Here is a 19,965-nt window from a genome sequence, read left to right as displayed (position 1 = left end):
AGCTCTGCCTGGGAAAACCAATTTATTTGACCCCGTATCATCAAATTCATAACAGCAAGATAATTAATGATTTAATTCAAATTTAATTTCCGGCCAGATGGGGTCAACCGCCTGCGATTCATCCAACATTAAACGATTCTACCTGGTAGGGATTAAATGACAATGGATTATCCGACACAATCATAAATTTTCCATTATGTATTGCGCCGACAACAAATGCCCCTGAAATACTTTTTTTAATATGATTTTTAAGCCATTCATATTCGCGTTCTTCATAGTTCAGCAAGGCATCAAAAAGGTTCTCGCCGTTTGAAGCTTTACTCACCTTTAAATTTAGTAGTTTACCAGCTGGGGAGATACTGAGGTTGAATTTTTCGGAAATTGAGGCCAATATTTTTTCAATTTGCTTGGGATAATTTGCATTTGCGAAAGCAATGCCGAGAACTGGTACCGAGTTCGTTTCATCCAAAGGCGGTAAATAGGCACGGATTGCCAAATCAAAAATTTTTTGCAGGTCTTCTATCATTCAGCTATGAGTTCTTCAATCTTTGAAAGATCAAGGTTATAATCAAATTTTCTCTCAGCATCGTCGTCCACGTTTGTATATCCAAAAATTAATGCGATTCGGGCAGTAATACTACGGGTAATTTCGTAAATTTCACCAATATCTTTGTTATAAAAATAACCGCTTACCTCGCATCCAAGCGTTCTTAGCAAGTATATAAAGCACTTATTGCCGGGAAACCTGAGCAGATCAGCTTTTGCCTCATAATCATTATTTATGACTACGGCAGTCGGAAATTCTGCTTGTTGCCATTTGATAACGTGAGATTGCAAATCATCATTAAAATCTAGGCTAAGTCCTCCCTTAGCTGACATTACCTCGTTTAGAAGGTCATATTCATGGAAGTAGATTTTAAAATATTTCTGTTTAATATCCAACCCTTCGATTGAGAATATTTCTGGTATGGCTGTTCTGAAGATTAAAAAGGCAAGACAGAGTTTAATTCCCATTGGATCTTCTTGGTGGACATTGATTTCCAGGTTAAAACCTTTGGGGTCTATCGAAAGAAATACAATCTCACCAACTGTTTTTCGAATCTTTAAGCTTTTTATACTGTTCTGGATTTCTGAAATTAAATCTTGAAGTTCACCTGCTTCGAGCAACTTTCCCGACTGTTCGATGAGGATCGAGAGAAGCGAAAGCCTATTGGGGTTATTACAATGATTTGCACACAGTGCCAAGACAATTTTTTTAAATGGTAATTTAGAACTTTCCAAATTATCCTTACAATACCTAAGGTAATCGAGATATTCAGGGACTTGATTATTTGGCGCTGGGTTTTCAATATATTTTACGTTGAGCTGGCTAAAATAGTCGTGAATATCGACTATATTCTCTTCATAGTCCGCGATGCCCATTAAATCAATAAAATTTTCTCCTCCAAAGGACGCAACAGATATTTTTACAAGACGTTCAAGCCGATTTTTTTCGCCTGTTTTCATATATAACAGAATTGCCAATGTTAGGCATCTGTTTGATTCCTTGATCATTCCGCCAATTTGAACGAAGATATTAAAAGCCTCCTCATAATTAATGGCAGCAGTTTTAAACTCTCCTCTTGCCTCAAGTATCGAGCCTCGTTCTTTCAGTCCATGGGCGATCCCATAGCTATAATTTACCAATTTCGCAGATCCAATCGAGAGATCAATAAGGCGCAGGCCTTCTTCCAAATCATTCTTTTCAACGAAAATCTCACTCATTATCCAATGGATTCTGCATTGTTCCTTGTGGATATTCATCTCAACGGCGTGAAAAAGTGCCTCCTGGTAGATTTTTAATGCTTCATCAGTCTCACCTGTGTCCCTGAATATGTTTCCGTAATTAATCAAGTTTAATATCGCCTTTTTGAACAGCTTATATTTCTGGCACTGTCGCACTGCAAGGGCACCATATTTTTTGGCCTCTTCGTATTTATTCATCTGCCGGTAAATAGATGTGAGTGCATTCAATGCAATCAATTCCAAACCAAAATAATAGTCAGTAAGTCCCAAATCAAGTAGCTTATGGGCATATTTTCTTGACAGATCTCTATATCCATCAAAATGATTTAAACTGGAGGCTAGATTGGCCATACTTGACACCATGCCGTAGAGGTTTTTCTGCTTGGCAAAAAGGTCGTAGGCTTTTTTACAGACATCAGCCGCCTGTTTGTACTGATGAAGATCAATATAGATTTTAGATAGTGAAACTAGCAATGGCCCAGTTTGTTCTGGATCTGCTTCATCATCCTGCTCCAGAATAGAATCAACAAGTTCCCGGCCGTGGGCAATTCCACCGGATTCTACCAGATCCATTGCCTTATTCATTTGAGCAACCAAATGTAACCTACGATTACCCGCCCTTGCAAAAAGTTGGATGGCATCCTCTATCATCAATGCTGCATCCTTATCCAGCTGTAAAAATCTTTGATTCTGATAGATACAAAATTTCAAGTAGCCTTCGGTAGCCGGGTCTCGAGGCTTTTTCAAAAGTGCGTAGGCAATCTTGTTGGAAAACTCAAACTCACCACTATTATATATTTCCGGTAGTATTTCAAATCCGAAATCCTCAAGAGTCTCGGGTTCTAAATCTATCAAAAGATAAATAGCCTGTCTGAAATTTCTCGCATCCTTAAAGTAATTACCAAGCCTAGATTTGTAAACATCTAATAGTCCATCAGTTTTGGTTTGCTCAACTACAAATTTTCTGAATGCTGGATGAAAAACTTCGATTTTGCCCTCGGTTAATCTATTTACCAATCTAAGTGTGTCAATAAGCTCTATGGTTTTCTGAAGTTCACCACTGAAAAGTAGTTGTGAAACTTCTACTGTGGTAACAGGAAAATGAGCAAGAGAGCTAACAATTACACATTCTTTTTGCGATACATCTAATTGCTTCCAGATAGCACGATGGTATTGATCTACTCCTTTCGGAAAAGGAGATATACTGTATTGACTATAATAATAGAGATAAAGTGCATTTCCTTGAGAAGCTTCTAACAGCTCATTAATGTCGAGTACATCCAAACTGATATCATATTCCTGAAGAAATCTTTTCGCTTCTGATTCATTAAAATTTCCGATAGGCACCACCTCAATACTCTCGGCATCAAAATCCGTCCTTAACTGGGAAGCATAGACAAATATATTTTGATGCTTTTTTAGTGGAAGAAGTCGTTTAATAATTTCACTGGAATTCTCACATTCATCAATTAGGAACGTAATTTTGCTATCCACGAGCAATCCTTGGAACAACTCTAGGCCGTTTTCAATATCAATTTTGTCAATCAATTGTACTCCCGCGATGATATTATACTTATTGATAATATGCAACAGCACTGTCTGGAGAGACTTATTCTTTAAATTAATGTAGATAACATCTTTCATTTTACAGGAAAGATGAAATAACATACAAGTTTTTCCAACCCCAGGGTTACCCACAATGCCTATTTCCTTATTTTCAGTTAGGATTTGACACACTTGGTTTAAATCCTCCCTTTCTATCAATCTTTTTCCAGATTGCTCATTAGCTAGATCATCTACGTAATTTATTCCAAACTGAATGCGCAATGTCTCCTGATTAGGTCGCACAAGCTCCTGAACTGTTCCGTCATTGTTGAGATAGACGTTTTCTGCATTTAGGATTCCCTGGTTTACAAAATTGCCACCTATATTAAAGATTGATCCAGAAGTTTCCTGCTTATCAATCTTCATTATTTTCTGGGTTGGCATAATAATTTCCCTGAATCATATTGATATCCCTTCCAGCTGTTTGGCTTCCAATAACAAACCCAGAGGTCTTGCTCGCAGAAAAATTGTTGATGTTTTTAATATTCTGGAGATTTTCTTTTGCCCAGTCACTAAGGATAGGAAATAGATCTGACGGTGCCTGGTCACCACTCACCTCTGTGTACAATTTGTTGATGTCCTGACCGAGTGAACCGGTACCCTGACGTTCACATATTTCCTTGACAAAAGTCTCTGCCTTTTCAGGGGTACTGAACATTTTGCCTATTTTGATAAATAACGGCTTGAAATCGACGTGCTTTTTCAGGGTATCATAGGATGCACTTGCTACAATCTTACTTATTATCCCTGTATGTTCACTATCCCAAAATTGTAAGAGAGAGGTTAAAATTTCCATTTTATTTATTTGAATGCGTTTTAAAATATTTTTCATCCAGTCTTATCTGTTTCTCTATAGACTGTTTGGTAAAAAAAGAAGTCTCAGGAAAATAACTATCGAACGATTCGTGAGTCTCGATTAGATGCTCTAAAAGACTGAGGTCATAGCCAGCAGAATCTGTTTTGACCTTCGAGGCATCGTTTCTTTTAAGCCTTTCAAAAAGAAGAATATTGCAAATAGCTTGGAAGACCTGATCGCGACTATATCGGGTATTGATGGTTTTTGTAATTTCAGACACCCAATCTTCTTCATAAAAACGCATATGTGCTAGAGGGAAAAATTCCCCAAGTTTTTTCATTCTCTCTGTTATCACATCTTCCCCCGACATCATTTTTTTTGGTGGTTTTCCCTTTTTTAACTCACTATTGATTAAAGGGTTATATAGTGAATCCCCAGTTAGCTCCCCTTCTTTGGAAAACTTGAATTCAGTTTTGACGAAATATCTTTCACTCTTTTTTCTCACCCTATGATTGTCATCAACAATGTAATATCTCACCGCCACTTTTCTGCCCTTAACATACTTATCTTTAAACAGTCTAAAAGAATGGCTAACACGCATCCCTGCCTTGGACTGGAAAGCTTGGATCGCCATAGGTATAACGTAATCTTTTAGATGACTAGGCACCATGCGCTCAATTGTCAATCTGAGGTCGGGGCCAAATGAAAGCAGGTAATCTCCATTCTTCTGCTCCAAGAATTCCATGTCAATTGCATTGCTGTCTCCTCCGGACTTTTCTTGCCAACCTAATAGTGAATCAAAAAAAAGCTCTGCATATTTTTCGTTCTTCATCATGAAACCAAATTCATAGGGTTCCTCGTTTCCTTTACTATCTGCCAGATTGAAATAGGCTAGTCCTCCACATTCTGCCTTCCTATAATTTTCGATAAAGGCAGTATCAAAAAGCAAGGCCATAGTGGGCCGTAGGCCAAAATCCAATCCAAAGGGTACCAACATATTTATTCCTGAACATTAAATCTACGAAACTAGACTCAATGTTACTATACCATTTTATCCACAATCAAAGATGTGAAATAACTATGATGCTAAATAAAAAATTTAACCTGCCAAACCAGTCAATAACATACGGGATTTTTACAATGTTGCTTTTAAAATAACGGTTCAAAACCTACAAATCCCTTTGTTTTCAGGATTGCTGCGGTTTCCTCATTGAATTTTTTGAGAGCTTCGGGATCAAAGTATCGTGTTTCAACGCAACTGCCATTTTCCTGGTAAGTAGCTCCCATGCAGTAAAGACTGGAAAGAACATGTGGTTGGTATGTGCCTTTTAGCAGGGCCAGGATATCAAATGCAAATTCTGAAAAATACGTTTCCGAATAGTTCAACAATAGACTGAAATAAGAATCTTCTTTATGTTTTAGGCACTTTGAGGTGGCCCAAAATGCTAAAGAGGTGCTATTATTCCGTTCTGTATCAACGTTTTCATTTCTGAAGAATATTCTTCCGCTGTCGAGTTTGTGTTCTGTTTCTGCACGGAGTATGATTCCGCCGAAGAATCTTTGGATCATTGTGGCATTAACCAGCTCATCCAATGCAGCAAAATCCTTCTCGTCTTCTTTTCGGAGCTCAAAAAATACCGTAGCACAGAAGAAATTAGCAGGAAGATAAAGTTTGCCTCTGCTGCTCGGAGGATCTACGCGTACCAATAATGGCTTCAGCTTTGACAGCTGTTCAACCGCTTTGTTTGCGGATTGTTTATTAAACGCAGATTTTACTTCGATTACCGCACGCACATATTCTACTGGGATTGCAAGTGACCTTCCCTGACCGGAAGAATCGGGATTGTCCTCGACCCATAGCACTGGTGATTCCAACCGGTCGTATATGATCACATCGTAGTGCACCATATGCTCGGAACTCGAAATACCAGGTGAAATGATAAAGCCGGATGTAACGCCATACCGCTTCGGCAAGAATTCGCTCAGCCATTTTCTAAATTCGGCTTCTGCGACCAGACCATGCCTTGTTTTTACCTGCCTGTTACTACCTTGTTCTTTCGCTATATCATAGGCAGCAAGCATTCTGGTCTTTGCGGTCAGGAACTGTTTCCAGCCTTGGCTTGGCGTTTGTACCTGAAGTGGGGAGCCTTTGCTATTCATTTAGTTTACGTAGTTTTATGGTAATAATATACGGATTAGTTTCTTCAATGTTAAAAATCTGCAAAACTAATCTGCGACCCGTATAAACTAGTGGAGTCCTAACTTGGTCAACATTTCAGCTAATTCACAAGCCGAAGTTTATAATCAATTCTTTCTGCTGTAATCCATGGAGACTCCGAGAAGCTTTTTAACTCAGCAAATTTGTTAAACTCGTCAGCACTGATATAGTCTTTTACAAGCAAATCGGAAACATACAGGGGGAAGGTAATACTGCCTGCCCCGCAGGTGTATAACGCTAATACACCATCCTCGTAGATTGATCGATTGTCCATATTCTCACCGTTATTAGAATCGGGGGGATGAAGATAGAATCCGAGAAAGTTCCTTGCCTCCTTTTTATCGTAGAGTATAAATTTACTATCGTGCAACAAGGACATTATACAAAGTAAAATATCTTGACTGTGTTCCATAATGGCCTGCATATATTTCTGGTCTATTGAGAACGATTTTATAACCACAGTTAAGGTTGTTGCTATTTCATTATTGAAGGTTTCTAGATCGAATACTGAAGTGTAGTATATTGCACCTCGAATAACCTTCTGGATTTGATCGATTTTAAGTTCGATCTTAGTAATTAAGATTTCTGAATTTGACCTATATTCGTCAATTTTTTCCCTATCCTTATCACTGATGTTTTCCAGCTCACTAATTTTTTTATGCTGCAGTCTAGTTTGTGTTGTATTTAGGCAGTGAAATCCTTCTTCTTTATGATAGTGACGAGCAAAAAGTTCTTTCACTTCGGCTTTGGTGAAATTGGTGTGCTTTAATAAATGGGCTTCTGGAATATCTTCTAGTCCATCTGAGTAAAGAATATTGAAAAGTTTTGAATCGATTCTATAAATTGAAATTCCACCCAGAAGAAAGTCGCTCAGGTCGTCTTCAGTTTTAATTTTTTCCATCAATTCCTTTGTCTCTGCACCGTTCAGTTGATCGTCTATCAGCTTCTGTTTGGCATACCTATTATTAACCTGTTTGTGAAAAATGCCTTGATTTCTATCACTATGGGCAACGAAATGAGCAAGCTCTTTTATTAGACCATTAGATTTTATATACTCACGAGATATAATGAGTAGTGATCTCAGGGTCTCCTCATCGAACGTGTCATCCGCAATTTTATTAAGACACTTTGTAATTGCCTGTTTTGTTTTGACCGACATTTTATGGTTTTGGGCTTAGTTCCGCTTTTAATTCAGTGAACCATTGGTTTCAATCAAATTACGCAAGAATTTTTCAAAATATTCAATATCCTCGCTGTTTCCCAACAGCACTTTCGTGCCATATTTTGCATCAAATCCCAGTTCCTTCAGGTCGGATTTTCTTGCTTTATCGGTAAACAGTATATCAGAAGGTTGGAGGGCTGTGGATACTCGCATTAAATCAATATGATCATTTGGGGTTTCAGTTCTTTTCTTAATGCTCCAAAGACCTTCGATATGGAAACTGCCTTTCGGGAAATCAAAAAGCAGTCTGGCTATGGCTTTTGGTATGAGAAAGATGTGTTAAAAGGAGTGGCTAAGGTGAGTGTTTCTGTCAAGGATGGCTCGCTGAAACAGGTACTGGACCTTTGTTTTAAGGACAGGCCTCTTTCCTATAAGCTAGTAGAGAAAACCGTTGTGGTGAGGCGCTTGGAAAAGTCAGGCGAAAATGGGGCAGGCGATGTTAGCAGGCAAAAGAATGGTATGGTGAGGGGAAGGGTAGCGGATGAGGTGGGTAAACCAGTCGTTGGAGCAACGGTGAAACTGCTGGGAACAGCTTCAGTAGTGCTCAGTGATGAACATGGGAACTTTTCCATTGCTGTTGGAGATGGGAACGCAGTGTTGCAGGTGAGTTACATGGGTTTCATTCCTTTTGAAAAGGAGGTCAAGGCTGGGAGTTTTATTACGGTCGTGTTAAAGGAGGAACTTTCCACGCTCGATAATGTGAACATCAATGCGGGTTATTATACGGTGAAGGATAAGGAGAGGACGGGCTCGATCTCTAGGGTAAGTGCAGCGTTGATTGAGAAACAGGTCATTTCGAATCCTTTACAAGCTTTGCAGGGTAGGGTGGCAGGATTGGTGGTTACCCAAAACACTGGGGTTCCCGGCGGTTCGTTCTCGGTCCAGATCAGGGGTAGAAGCAGTCTGAATGTGCAGGTGACCAATGATCCCCTTTATGTCGTTGATGGGGTTATCTATCCCTCTGTGAAAATGTCGACCAATACATCTAACGTGATTACTGCGGGTGGCGCTAATCCATTGGCAATGGTCAATCCGGATGAGATCGAAAGCATTGAGGTCTTGAAGGATGCGGATGCAACAGCTATTTACGGTTCTCGTGGCGCAAACGGGGTTATTTTGATCACGACAAAGAAAGGCAAAGGGGGTGCACTGAGGGTTGGGGCTTCATTGAATCATGGATATGCGCAAGTGGGACACAAGGTGGAACTTTTGGGTACAGCTGATTACCTCATGATGCGAAGGGAAGCTTTCAAGAATGATGGACTTTCACCGACAGCATTAGATTATGATGTAAATGGGACTTGGGACCAGCAGAAGTATACTGATTGGCAACAAGTACTGATTGGGAATAATGCCACGATTACGGATGCCAATCTAAATATTTCAGGCGGAAACGGCGTTAGTAGTTACAGGATTGGCGGAAGCTACCAAGGTGAGGGCACTGTCTTTCCGGGAAGCTTTGGGCTTGACTGGGGTGGGGTTCACGCCAGCTTGAACCTGGGGTCTTTGGAAAATCGCCTGAAGGCAACTTTTACAGTCAACTATAGCCATGCCAAAGGAAGGTTGCTTACTGCAGACCTTACCAATTTCATTAGTCTTGCTCCCAATTATCCCGATCTCCATGATGGCGCCGGAAAACTGAACTGGACCTATAAGGGCACGCCGATGACATTGAACCCGATGGCCTTTCTATTAAATACCATCACTTCAAAAACAGACAACCTTATCGGGAACATTGCTTTGAGTTATAGGGTGCTGGACAACCTTTCTTTAAAGGCTTCCCTGGGCTATACCACGATGAATAGGGAAGAATTGACCAAGAGGCCTCTAGAGGCGCTTTCTCCAGCAACCAGTCCGACAAGTGTTAATCGTCAGGGTTATTTTGGTAACAATCTTAACAGTTCCTGGATTGCTGAACCTCAGGTTAATTATAGGGCAAGCTTGGGACATGGAAGGTTAGAGACGCTGGTAGGGCTGAGTTTTCAGGGCAACCAATCCAGTTTTCAGAACATCCTGGCCAGCGGGTTCAATAGTGATGAGTTATTGGGGAACATAGGAAATGCGGCGACGCTGACGAAAAATGAAAATACCAATTCATCATATCTATATACTGCTGTTTTTTCAAGGATAAATTATAACCTGCTTGATAAGTACATCCTCAACCTTACAGGAAGGAGGGATGGGTCGAGCAGGTTTGGACCTGGCAGGCAGTTTGCCAATTTTGGTGCGGTTGGTGCGGCCTGGGTTTTTTCGGGAGAAGGTTTCATGCAAAGGGCCTTTCCGGCGCTGAGCCTAGGGAAGATCCGCGGCAGTTTCGGGATTACAGGAAATGACCAGATTCCAGACTACGGTTACCTGCAGTTGTGGACCAATAATGGCGTTGGTACCTATCAGGGATTTTCAACCTTGACCATCAATAGGTTGTCAAACGCTGACTACGGTTGGGAAACCACTAGGAAGATGGAACTGGCACTGCAGCTGGGCTTTTTAAAGGATAGGTTCAATATCGAGATGGCTTATTACCGAAATAGGTCTTCTGACCAATTGCTGTTGAACCCAACCCCGCCAAGCGTGGGCTCGACCGGAATCCTGGTCAACTTGCCAGCGACCGTTCAAAACCAGGGCTGGGAGATAGAGGGCAGTGCCAGGCTGATCGACAGGGGTGAGCTGGAATGGTCGGCCAGTTTCAACCTTACCATTCCAAAAAATACGCTGATTGCATATCCGGGGCTTTCCAGCTCGGCCAACCGCATTACTTATGTGGTTGGTAAACCGCTTTCGATCCGGCAAGTTTACAATACCAACGTTGATCCTCAGAGTGGGAATTATGCCTTTGAGGACAGGGATGCTAGCGTGACCCAAAATGAGGGAGACCGGTACTTGACAAGTTTCATCGGACAAAGGTTTTATGGGGGATTGCAAAATTCAATTCGCTATAAGAGGCTTACCCTGGACTTTTTGTTGTCCTTTGTAAGCCAGACCGGAAATAACTACATGTCTGGAATACCGTATGGTCCGGGTTATTTCACCGCCTCGGCTACCACCAATCAGCCGACCGCAGTGCTGGACAGGTGGCAGGCTGCCGGCGACATCAGTAATGTCAAGAAATTTTCCACCACCATTTCCGGTTATATCAATTACCTGAATGCCAGGGGAGATGGGGGTTTATCCATCACCGATGCTTCCTACCTTAAGTTGAGGAGCGTTTCACTGAGCTACCAGTTACCCAATGACTGGCTAGAAAGGTTAAGGATCAGCGACGCCAGATTAAGTTTGCAGGGGCAGAATGTGTTTACGTTGACCCGTTACATAGGCCTGGACCCCGAGAGCCAGAGCGTGACCAACCTACCGCCATTGCGTGCAATTACTATTGGACTTAAGCTTAACTTTTAAATCATGAGCATGAAAAATATTAAAAAACTAAATGTGGTCTTGGCACTGGCGCTTTGCCTTGTCCAATGGTCATGCAAGGGATTCCTTGAAATTGATCCGCCATCCAATAGCTTGGTGCCGGCAACGGTTTTCAAGAGTGACGAAGTTGCCACCTCGGCGGTGCTGGGCATCTATAGCTCGATGGCGGCCTCTGGGTATGGCTCCGGGGACAGTGGGAGTATTTCTACCATATGTGGGCTTTCTGCCGATGAATATATTGCTTACAGCACTGTATTGATTCCCTTTAATATCAATCAGGTTCCTGCCGATAATAGCGTACTTGCCAATTTATGGCTTTCTGTCTATCAGCGTATCTACGCCTCCAACTCTGTTCTCGAAGGCTTGTCAGAGAGCAAGGTGCTGAGCCCATCTGTAGCTGCAGGTCTACGGGGAGAGGCACTTTTTACAAGGGCATTTAATTATTTTTACCTAGTCAATCTTTTTGGCGCTGTTCCCCTTCATCTTACCACCGACCAGCGCCTGAATGCGATTGCCAGTCGAAAACCTGTTGGTGAAGTCTATGCGCAACTCGTTGCAGACTTGCAAGAGGCTGAAACACTTTTGGCAGATGCTTATGTGGGCGGAGAAAGAAGTAGGCCCAACAAGGCTGCAGCAAGGGCACTACTGGCAAGGGTTTACCTGTACATTGGCGATTTTAAGAACGCTGAAGTTTATGCCTCTAAGGTAATCGATATGACAAGCGTTTATGCGCTGGTTGGGCTGAATAACATATTTTTAAAGAATAGTCAGGAAGCTATATGGCAATTGATGCCTCCTGCGGGTGCCAACACTAACGAGGGGAACTTGCTTATCCTGACAGCCACGCCTATCCAGGTCTCACTAAGTGCTAACCTTGCCGTTAACGGCTTTGAAGTTGGAGACCAGAGAAAGGTCAATTGGGTCAGGAGTTTTGTCAATGCAACCGGCACCTATTATTATCCATTTAAGTACAAGGTCAAATCCTCTACTACCGTTACCGAACATTCAATGGTATTACGCTTAGCAGAGCTGTACCTGATTCGGGCGGAGGCACGTGTTAACCTAGATAACCTTGCTGGTGGCCTGTCTGATCTCAATGTCATCAGGGTAAGGGCTGGATTGAGTGGGCTGGGGTTAACGCTAAACAAGTCTCAGCTGCTTTCAGCAATACAGGGCGAGCGCAGAGTGGAATTGCTAGGCGAGTGGGGACACCGTTGGCTCGACCTTAAAAGGACTGGCACCGCAACGTTGGTTCTTGCTCCGATAAAGGCAAACTGGCAAGCTACGGACGTATTGTACCCGATAGCAAAAGATGAGGTCAATAGAAATCAAAACATTACCCAGAACGAGGGATACTAAATCAAGTCCATATGAAAATAATCAAGCAAATCACCTGCCTATCGGCCTTTATGCTGCTAGGTTTCGCGGCAATGGCCACCGAGGGGAATCCGGCCCGTCCTGTTTTTCACGGATTGATCAAGCTGGACAAGGGTGCAAGTCCGGTAGATAGCCTGCTCATACACCTTTATCGTCCAAATTCCATTATTTATGACCCGCAGGTAATTTGGGTGGTACCAGGACCCGAGGGGAACTTTGAATTCAAGCTGCCCTATTTTAGCAAGCCCAGCTCAATTGCTGTCCAGGCGGCGCACCGGAATGGGAAGTTCGTTAAGCTCGACAAATATTTCGTGGAGCCAGGTGATGACATAAGGGTGGTTATCACCTGCGATTCGGCTGGGGACCATGCTTCATTCAATGGCAAGGGGGCGGAAAAGTACAATGTCGTTAGGGACTTACAGGAATTCCAACAGGGCCTGGCAGAAGTGCCAATTAAACTTGGACTTCACCAACCGTCAGACATTGAGTCAAAGTTGACCCTGTTGGATGGAATAATGAGAAATGCTCTTGAAAGAAAACGAAAAATACTTGAATTTCACAAATTGGGACCTATAATGATGAAGCTAATTGATTATGAGTACGCCAACCTATTTTCGAAATGGGATTACTGGCTATACAATATGTGGAGGAAGCCTTGGATTGAAGTTGGCTCCAACCGCATTCTGCTCAGGAAATACTTTAACCTCAGGGAAAGTGAATTCAGCTATAGACCAAACCCTTTGATGACCCTGTGCCCAATATACATTATTAATCTGTCTGGGAGGGTTAAATTTGAGCTTATCTTTAACGGCGATCGAAATGGCACATCCCTTCAGGCATGCTATGACAGAATAAAGAGCGTATATCCACAGCCGATCAAGAGCCAGCTCTTGGCCTGGCTACTTGTCAACCCCTTAGGATTGGGCCTGCTTGAGTTCAACAGGGGCGAACTTGATTCATTGATGGTTGATGCGCAACGCTTGGTTGAAATTCCCTTTCTTCGAAACGAGATATCCAACATACTCAAGCTGAGCAAGGGAAAGCAGCTTTTTGAGGCCTCATTTTCAGACCTAAAAGGCAACAGGATCACCACTAGCTCCCTTAAAGGCAAAGTAGTACTTATCGATATGTGGGGGGTAGGATGCGGTAACTGCGCAGTATTTCATGATATGTTTGAAAAGCAGATCCGACCAAAGATTGGCAACAGGGATGATTTTGTCGTCCTAAGCATCAGCACCGATCGAAACAGGGAAAAGTGGATCGAGGGAATCAATAGTGGTCTTTATACGAGTAAACACGATCTAAACGTATTTACCGATGGACTTATGTTCGGCCACCCATTTCCTAAGTATTACAACTTGAGTTACTCGCCCTTCATCCTACTTGTTGGTAAAGATGGCAAGGTCTTTTCCAGGTTGAAGGGAGAACCGGGACCGGAGGCCATCCTAAAAACGATCAATGAGGCTTTGGCTGAGAATTAAGCCCGTCAAATGAACATGGAATAACTAAGCCCATTATGTACAAGCCCTGCTGTCGAATGGATTAGCAGGGCTTACCCTTTAGGGAATTGATGAATTTACCTTGATTGGTACTAATGGTTAATGGGCAACTATAATTTGGCGCTTGGTAACCTTTTTCCCTTCAAAGACATGCAGGAAATAGGTGCCGTTTGGCAAGTCGGCAACCTGCAGGCGGATTTCCCTGTTATTCGCCGGATACGTCCTGCCTTCTTTGACCAACCTACCTTTCTCATTGAACAGCTTAACTGAAAAAGATTGCTTTGTTGCCCTTGAAATATCCATATGCTTGGCTTCCGAGGAAAAACTAATGTTTAGCTCTGAATTTGCGGGATTAGGGTAGACCGAGATCTTTGACAGGTCGCAACTCTGGTAAATGATCTCTACCTCGGAAAGTTCTGTGCTCAGGTTGCAAGGGCCACCGCTTATCCAAACGTCGAGGGTATAGGTGCCATTGGCAAGGTTGTTGGGAAGTATCTGTGTGCCGGTAACGGTCACGTCATTGGAATAGACCAGGCCAGATGAACCATAAATCTGGTAATGTAAGGTAACTGTACCAGATCCCGAAGGAATTATATATGAAAACGTGTTATGGTAATTATCGAACGACCATGCGTCACTGCATAAGTAGCCTTGCGAAGTTCCCATACCATCGTTGTAGATGTCGGTAAGGGTGACATAATATGGCCAACCATTGTTAATATACGGACTTTCAATTATATGTGTGCCGCAGCTGGAAACGACAGTGGCCTTCAGTTTGACCTGTCCATTGTCTACCCCACTCAGAACCACATGGTCATTATAGTTTTCGGTAATTTCTGCCGACGACCCAATCACCTCCCAGGTAACCACCGCTCCGTTTGGAAGATTTGGAATGTTGTAAGTAGAATTTGTACAAAGTTGTGCAGGTCCAGAAATGCTAGTTGGCTCAGTGAACTGGACTGTGAAACCATAGCTTGCAGTGGGGCAACCAGGTCTTGACAATGTGACGTAACCCCCAGTGTATGTTCCAGTAGCAGCGTGGTTAATCCTTATGCTATTAGTTCCCTGTCCACTTAATACCGATAATCCACTTGGCAATACCCAATTTACAATTACTCCAGACGGCATATTCGTAAAGGTAATCTCAGGGTTTGCGACATTACATACATTTACAAGTCCACTGAATTCAGCAGTAGCGGCACAGATTCCAGCGCACGTGCTTGGTATGGGGGAACCATATATCTTTTCGAAGACAAAGTTGGTAACCCTTGGGGACATTAGAAGGTGTTCCTCACTGGTAGATGGGTAGCTAATATCATCAAATGGAGTTTTCGATAAAGGATTTGAATCAGTTGTGAGATTGTAATAGGGGTTTTGAGAAAAGTAAAATCCATTGGCACCATAATTCTGATTATTCAAATCTAGTGCAGACGCTGTAGGTACAAAGGTTGAAATCTGTCTATCAATAAACTGCGACCAAATATCTGCGCTACCCCTGAAACTTGCAAGAAGATTAGTCTCGTATTCATCAATAAAAGGAGCCGTACTTCCTGGAACTGTTTCATGGGACAATTCGCCATCAAACTTAACCCTAGAGCTAACTTTATATATCCCTTTCGGCCCAAAGATGCTCGTCGCAAATCCGCTGCTTCTCAGATAGGAGATAGTTGAGTTATTCACACTTGTAGAGTATAATTCTTGCTTATGGTTATAAACCCTAAATAAATAATATGTTTCTGCTCTAAAGTCTAATAATTGAGCCGCGTCTGGATAGCCCAAACCAACACCGTCTGCACGTCCATTTGCGATTCCATAATTATTACATTGAGTAGGGTATCCCTTAGCCGCATAAGTGTTGGCAAAAGTGTTTCTTCCATTAACCGTTACCCCATTTCTATGTTGCTGTAAAAGTTGGGTGCCGGCATCAGAATTTAGTTGTGCCGTTAAGGTCATCACATTTGGATCGTACTTAACTTGAGATAGGGCTTTAGAAGCATCAAATAGCAAGTGTTGGATGCCCAATGGTATATAAGCCCCCTGATGCGGCGCATCGTAAGAAAAAAAATTTTCTACATTATGGGCGATTGAATTATCTTCCATATCCTTTAGGCAATATTTGGTGATCAAACCACCCATACTTAATCCAATGATGTTAATTTTGTTGCTTCCCGCTTTTTCTGTATTAACGTCTTCTATAACCTGTCGTAAAGCCTGTGCATTGTCAAAAATACTAGCAGTATTATTCGTGAACCTTACAGTTACAAAATCATATCCCAAGGCACGCAATTGGGTGACGAGGCCATTAGGGTTTAGGGAATTTAACAACTGACGAGCGTCCAAGGCTTCTTCGATATTAAAGCCCTCTACAACGATGATGGGTTTATCAAAGGTGTTATCACAGCTCGAACCAATCTCTCTTTCTACAATAGTTCCTGAACCGCCTAAACGGTTTAGTGTCCTATTTGCCTCTTCGGAAGGCGTTGGGAATGGTTGCATATTAAAGAACAGTTCATTTTTGATGAAATTGAACCCTGATGTGCTTTCCAATCCTCCTTGCTTGATATTGATTATTTTGGGTCCAGATGATGAATAATAAATAGACTTCAACGTATTTGCAGTCACATTAACATAGCCATTCCCATCTCCAAAATCTATTTGGATTTGCCCAGCGATAGTATCGGTTACAAGCATAGTGGTCGGAAGGATGTTAAACACTACATCTCCATTAGAAGCAAAATCCCTTCCCTTAAAGAAAGGCATTCCTGCGAATAGTCGATGCTTCTGATATGGAGAAATTGTCCTGGTAGTGTTGTCATAAAGTATGGTGGTATCTACATTGGTAGTAAAAAGCCCCAGGCTGGCGGCATCTGACCGAATACTATGGTAGCTATGGTTGATTAGTAGAATAGGTATTTGATTTATTGCCCAATTATCATTGATAGCTGTTGCTAGAGATTGAGGATGTTGAGGGGCATAACTTCCATTGGTATCAAGTGCAGCATAATAAAAGTTTGTATATATGCCCATGGCATGTAAGGTAGAGCGTATTGTTGAATCATTGCTGTTCTTACCGTCATGTGCAGTTGTCGATAGTTTTCCTGGTGCCCGATCGATTAGGAAATTTGAGGTTACCTCTGCAAAATTCAAGTTGCCGAAAACATGGCCCAAATATTCTTGGTGAGTATACCAAAGAGAATCTGTTTTTGTAACGCCATTGGAAGTGGAAGAATTCACGCGAAGAGTTTGCGCATGCACACATAGGCTTAAGACAATTAAGCCTAAGATTAAAGAATATTTCATGTTTGAGAGCAATTAGTATGGCTTATTGATTGTCAGTACAGATTGAATATGGGACTGATATGTTTTGGATAATTTAGATAATAAAAATGCTACCGACAAATTTGACTAATCGCCAAATTTTAGATCAAAACGGCCTTCTGTTATGGATACCTTCTCACCGGATGTCGCATCTTTTAAGGTCATTGAAAAGGTCCCGGATGCAATCTTATTTCCCATGTCCCAACGGCTAAAGGTTATGGTTCCAGTGTCTTCCAATTGGTATTCTTTTTCTTTATTATCAGGAAACTTTACAATTGCAACAATCTTACTGTTGTTGGTATTCAGAGGATACGTGCCAACGCTTATGTTTGAGCTAAAATATTCAAGTGTAAAGTCATCAATTTTCCCTATGGTACGGGTGCTTTTTCTAAGGCAAACGATATGTAGCCTAGGGTTACTGAGAATTCCAGGATAATTTGCAGACAATATTGCAGATGCAGAATAAAAATTTGGAGTCCATACCTCTGAACCAAACATAAGGCCAAATGTATTGCGTCCCTCGGCAGAAATGGGAGGTAGAACAGGTTTTGGATTAGGGTCATATGGACTGAACTTCTTACATGATAATGCCAGAATAATGAAGGCACTGGCAAGAATGATCAATTTTAAGTTCCTCATGGAGTGAATGGTTTATCTGTGTAAATATTAAGGTTAAGAATGTTGTATTTAAAAATGCCAAAATCAACTTTATAGATTAATTGATGGTTAAAGTAAAGTTAAGATTGTAATATGATTAATCCAATTTTTTAAAAGGCGTAAATCAAGCTTCTTCAATACCATTTTACTGGGCTGCATTTTTTACGAATTTCGCCTAGCTTTGACAAAAAGCATAAACTCAGGATGAAAAGGACTCTGTCTCATAGGGAAATTATTGAGAACCAAAAAACTGGAGTTGAGTTAACTATTCTCTTACATCAAAACGACCATCTGAATTAGAAACTTTTTGCCAGATAGAACACTCTTTAAGCCCCCATTGAAGAAGTTCTAGATGCAACCTTGTTTGCTGTGCCCAACGACTTCGCAAATCAGTTCTTTACCATTTTCTCCGGTCAAAAATTAACTTTTTTTTTGAATGATATTGATTAGGAAGACTTTCAGCTAACTTTTACCAAGGCTAATATTGATTGATAAGGCCTATTGAGTCCAACGAAAAACATATTTGATTAACGTTGTAAATAAAACTAGCATACTTGGTCTATTAGTTACTTCAACTAAAAAATCAAAAAAACGTGAGTGATTCTGTAAGCAAGTTTTCCCTGGTATTCAAATGTTAATTAATGGTAAAAATTGGCGGAAGTTCTCATTCTACAAGCTAACTGCCATTCTTTTTTTTGTGATAGCGTGGTGAAGACTTGTTTTTTTTAACTTAAGGGGAAAAAATGATGGTGTAGGCCACCAACAAGTTCCCGTATATACCAATGATTGAGTTTCCATGGATACTGAGGTCTTGGGGTTTGATTCCGTTGTATCTGGGAATGTAAAAGCTGTACTGGTACCTTCCGTTAACAAGGGAATACCTATCGATGACCTGGTTATTATTAAAGTTAGACCAATTTTCGTTGTCCGCCTTAAGCGCAGAAAGGATAAAAACAAACCCATTGTCCAGTACCAAATTCCTGTTGACAAGTATGGGAGGCTTAGCTTGGGTGATGCGACTTTGTATACCATTTACGGTCTTCCTAGTCAACTTTTTCAGTTTTATCCTAGCAAAGCTTACTGTGTCGATGGTCTTTGCCCGGTATAACAATCTTAAGTTAGTATCTAGACAAAGGAACTGACCACGATAGAAATAGGAATAGGTCAAACTACCGTTGTAACCGTTCCTTAAAATACCATCGTTGCTAAAGTATGCATCCACTTGTTTATCCAGATCAAAATTATTTTCCGTCAGAGCTTTCCAATAGGATATCTTAGTTAGTCTCCTACTTGGTAGACCGTTTTTTAGGGAAGATTGCCTTGCTATGATCGTGGTCTTGGAAATCGGCACCAACTGGTCATATCCATTTTCTGGAAGGTTGAAATGTTGCATTCGGCCAGTAACTATTGAAATAGCGGACAGTTGATCGCCTCGACCCATGATTGAGTACAATGTGGTGCTGGACCTTCCAACTGCACTTGCTTTTCTGGATGACGCATTTGAGGTATTTAAGTTCAGAACCTTAAGAGCTGACAACGCGCGGTCAGTGATCAAAATTTCACCAGGATCAGTGCTGTTCTGAAGAGTTATCGCCTTGTCACTATCGTGCACAAAGATATAAGAGGTAGAGGGAAGGACGAGCGTCTTTCTTAAATCAAGCTGGGGAAATCTGATGGTACGTTCAAAACCATTATTTTGCTTGGTTCGATTCAGTAACTGAACGAGAAATAGTATTGCCATTGGAATACATAAGGCCAGCAGGAGATATAGGATTTTCTTTTTCATCTGCAATTAGTGCCTGTCCCATATCGGGACAGGCGAGGTGGCTAAGGGTTATAGTTTTCAAGGGCTAGCTGCTCTGGTGATATCAGAACTCTTGTGCCATCACTGGCTGGTTTGTCCCAGGCTTCGCCATAGAAAACCGAACAAGAGGCGGTTCCACCAGTACAGTCGATATCCGGAGTCTGGGCATTATCACTGTAGTGGTTAGGCACGAATCTCGCACTCGACGCAATTGCTCCACCAATGGCAACTATTGCCAATGCAGCGGATAGAAATAATTTTTTCATGTTAATG

At 41.6% G+C, this 19,965-nt stretch carries 14 protein-coding genes; 3 read left to right on the top strand and 11 right to left on the bottom strand.

Features of this window, described 5'->3' with window-relative positions; genetic code table 11:
* Positions 1 to 118 precede the first annotated feature (118 nt).
* The 7 genes from EZ428_RS18625 to EZ428_RS18595 form a co-directional block, all read right to left on the bottom strand.
* Positions 119 to 526, bottom strand: coding sequence for a hypothetical protein (locus EZ428_RS18625; RefSeq protein WP_131554713.1), 408 nt, complete (start codon positions 524 to 526; stop codon positions 119 to 121).
* Positions 523 to 3,756, bottom strand: coding sequence for a tetratricopeptide repeat protein (locus EZ428_RS18620; protein WP_131554712.1), 3,234 nt, complete (start codon positions 3,754 to 3,756; stop codon positions 523 to 525). The genes EZ428_RS18625 and EZ428_RS18620 overlap by 4 nt, the downstream gene beginning before the upstream one ends.
* On the bottom strand, positions 3,746 to 4,186 hold the full coding sequence (locus tag EZ428_RS18615; RefSeq protein ID WP_131554711.1) for a hypothetical protein: 441 nt from the start codon (positions 4,184 to 4,186) through the stop codon (positions 3,746 to 3,748). Before EZ428_RS18615 ends, EZ428_RS18620 begins: the two co-directional genes overlap by 11 nt.
* A 1-nt stretch (position 4,187) precedes the next feature.
* The gene (locus EZ428_RS18610; protein ID WP_165501819.1) at positions 4,188 to 5,141 is read right to left on the bottom strand and encodes a hypothetical protein; all 954 of its coding nucleotides are present in this window, start codon (positions 5,139 to 5,141) and stop codon (positions 4,188 to 4,190) included.
* A 194-nt stretch (positions 5,142 to 5,335) separates the two neighbouring features.
* On the bottom strand, positions 5,336 to 6,346 hold the full coding sequence (locus EZ428_RS18605; RefSeq protein WP_131554709.1) for a DUF6602 domain-containing protein: 1,011 nt from the start codon (positions 6,344 to 6,346) through the stop codon (positions 5,336 to 5,338).
* A gap of 119 nt (positions 6,347 to 6,465) precedes the next feature.
* Positions 6,466 to 7,563, bottom strand: a complete 1,098-nt coding sequence (locus EZ428_RS18600; protein WP_131554708.1) for a hypothetical protein — start codon at positions 7,561 to 7,563, stop codon at positions 6,466 to 6,468.
* A gap of 27 nt (positions 7,564 to 7,590) precedes the next feature.
* Complete coding sequence (locus EZ428_RS18595; protein ID WP_131554707.1) at positions 7,591 to 7,779, bottom strand: hypothetical protein; 189 nt, start codon at positions 7,777 to 7,779, stop codon at positions 7,591 to 7,593.
* 60 nt (positions 7,780 to 7,839) lie between these two features.
* On the opposite strand from EZ428_RS18595, the gene EZ428_RS18590 reads away from it, so the two are divergent.
* From EZ428_RS18590 to EZ428_RS18580, 3 genes are read left to right on the top strand one after another with little or no spacing between them, the layout of a single operon-like run.
* Positions 7,840 to 11,019, top strand: coding sequence for a SusC/RagA family TonB-linked outer membrane protein (locus tag EZ428_RS18590; protein ID WP_165501818.1), 3,180 nt, complete (start codon positions 7,840 to 7,842; stop codon positions 11,017 to 11,019).
* 9 nt (positions 11,020 to 11,028) lie between these two features.
* A complete protein-coding gene (locus EZ428_RS18585) occupies positions 11,029 to 12,396 on the top strand; it encodes a RagB/SusD family nutrient uptake outer membrane protein (RefSeq protein ID WP_165501817.1) in 1,368 nt (455 codons plus the stop codon).
* An 11-nt stretch (positions 12,397 to 12,407) separates the two neighbouring features.
* Complete coding sequence (locus tag EZ428_RS18580; RefSeq protein ID WP_131554704.1) at positions 12,408 to 13,895, top strand: TlpA family protein disulfide reductase; 1,488 nt, start codon at positions 12,408 to 12,410, stop codon at positions 13,893 to 13,895.
* A 117-nt stretch (positions 13,896 to 14,012) separates the two neighbouring features.
* On the opposite strand, the gene EZ428_RS18575 is transcribed toward EZ428_RS18580, so the two are convergent.
* The 4 genes from EZ428_RS18575 to EZ428_RS18560 all read right to left on the bottom strand — a co-directional run bounded on the left by EZ428_RS18575 (position 14,013) and on the right by EZ428_RS18560 (position 19,958).
* Positions 14,013 to 17,213 (bottom strand): T9SS type A sorting domain-containing protein, encoded by a 3,201-nt coding sequence (locus tag EZ428_RS18575; protein ID WP_131554703.1) that lies wholly within the window; start codon positions 17,211 to 17,213, stop codon positions 14,013 to 14,015.
* A gap of 105 nt (positions 17,214 to 17,318) precedes the next feature.
* Positions 17,319 to 17,870: a DUF6252 family protein gene (locus EZ428_RS18570; protein WP_131554702.1), complete on the bottom strand. Its 552-nt coding sequence runs from the start codon at positions 17,868 to 17,870 to the stop codon at positions 17,319 to 17,321.
* A 748-nt stretch (positions 17,871 to 18,618) separates the two neighbouring features.
* Positions 18,619 to 19,674: a hypothetical protein gene (locus tag EZ428_RS18565; RefSeq protein ID WP_131554701.1), complete on the bottom strand. Its 1,056-nt coding sequence runs from the start codon at positions 19,672 to 19,674 to the stop codon at positions 18,619 to 18,621.
* Positions 19,675 to 19,715: 41 nt separating this feature from the next.
* Positions 19,716 to 19,958, bottom strand: a complete 243-nt coding sequence (locus EZ428_RS18560; protein WP_131554700.1) for a DUF6520 family protein — start codon at positions 19,956 to 19,958, stop codon at positions 19,716 to 19,718.
* Positions 19,959 to 19,965 lie beyond the last annotated feature (7 nt).

Source organism: Pedobacter frigiditerrae (assembly GCF_004331645.1).
Taxonomy (GTDB): Bacteria; Bacteroidota; Bacteroidia; order Sphingobacteriales; family Sphingobacteriaceae; genus Pedobacter; species Pedobacter frigiditerrae.
The sequence above is the reverse complement of the archived record's forward strand: the minus strand, read 5'-3'. Positions and strand labels throughout refer to the sequence as shown.

Bases quoted from the DNA above. Each gene is read 5' to 3' on its own strand.
- EZ428_RS18605 (WP_131554709.1), bottom strand. From the start codon at position 6,346: ATGAATAGCAAAGGCTCCCCACTTCAGGTACAAACGCCAAGCCAAGGC.
- EZ428_RS18560 (WP_131554700.1), bottom strand. From the start codon at position 19,958: ATGAAAAAATTATTTCTATCCGCTGCATTGGCAATAGTTGCCATTGGT.
- EZ428_RS18595 (WP_131554707.1), bottom strand. From the start codon at position 7,779: ATGCGAGTATCCACAGCCCTCCAACCTTCTGATATACTGTTTACCGAT.
- EZ428_RS18625 (WP_131554713.1), bottom strand. From the start codon at position 526: ATGATAGAAGACCTGCAAAAAATTTTTGATTTGGCAATCCGTGCCTAT.
- EZ428_RS18615 (WP_131554711.1), bottom strand. From the start codon at position 4,186: ATGGAAATTTTAACCTCTCTCTTACAATTTTGGGATAGTGAACATACA.
- EZ428_RS18620 (WP_131554712.1), bottom strand. From the start codon at position 3,756: ATGAAGATTGATAAGCAGGAAACTTCTGGATCAATCTTTAATATAGGT.
- EZ428_RS18580 (WP_131554704.1), top strand. From the start codon at position 12,408: ATGAAAATAATCAAGCAAATCACCTGCCTATCGGCCTTTATGCTGCTA.
- EZ428_RS18565 (WP_131554701.1), bottom strand. From the start codon at position 19,674: ATGAAAAAGAAAATCCTATATCTCCTGCTGGCCTTATGTATTCCAATG.
- EZ428_RS18610 (WP_165501819.1), bottom strand. From the start codon at position 5,141: ATGGCCTTGCTTTTTGATACTGCCTTTATCGAAAATTATAGGAAGGCA.
- EZ428_RS18570 (WP_131554702.1), bottom strand. From the start codon at position 17,870: ATGAGGAACTTAAAATTGATCATTCTTGCCAGTGCCTTCATTATTCTG.
- EZ428_RS18575 (WP_131554703.1), bottom strand. From the start codon at position 17,213: ATGAAATATTCTTTAATCTTAGGCTTAATTGTCTTAAGCCTATGTGTG.
- EZ428_RS18590 (WP_165501818.1), top strand. From the start codon at position 7,840: ATGGAAACTGCCTTTCGGGAAATCAAAAAGCAGTCTGGCTATGGCTTT.
- EZ428_RS18600 (WP_131554708.1), bottom strand. From the start codon at position 7,563: ATGTCGGTCAAAACAAAACAGGCAATTACAAAGTGTCTTAATAAAATT.
- EZ428_RS18585 (WP_165501817.1), top strand. From the start codon at position 11,029: ATGAAAAATATTAAAAAACTAAATGTGGTCTTGGCACTGGCGCTTTGC.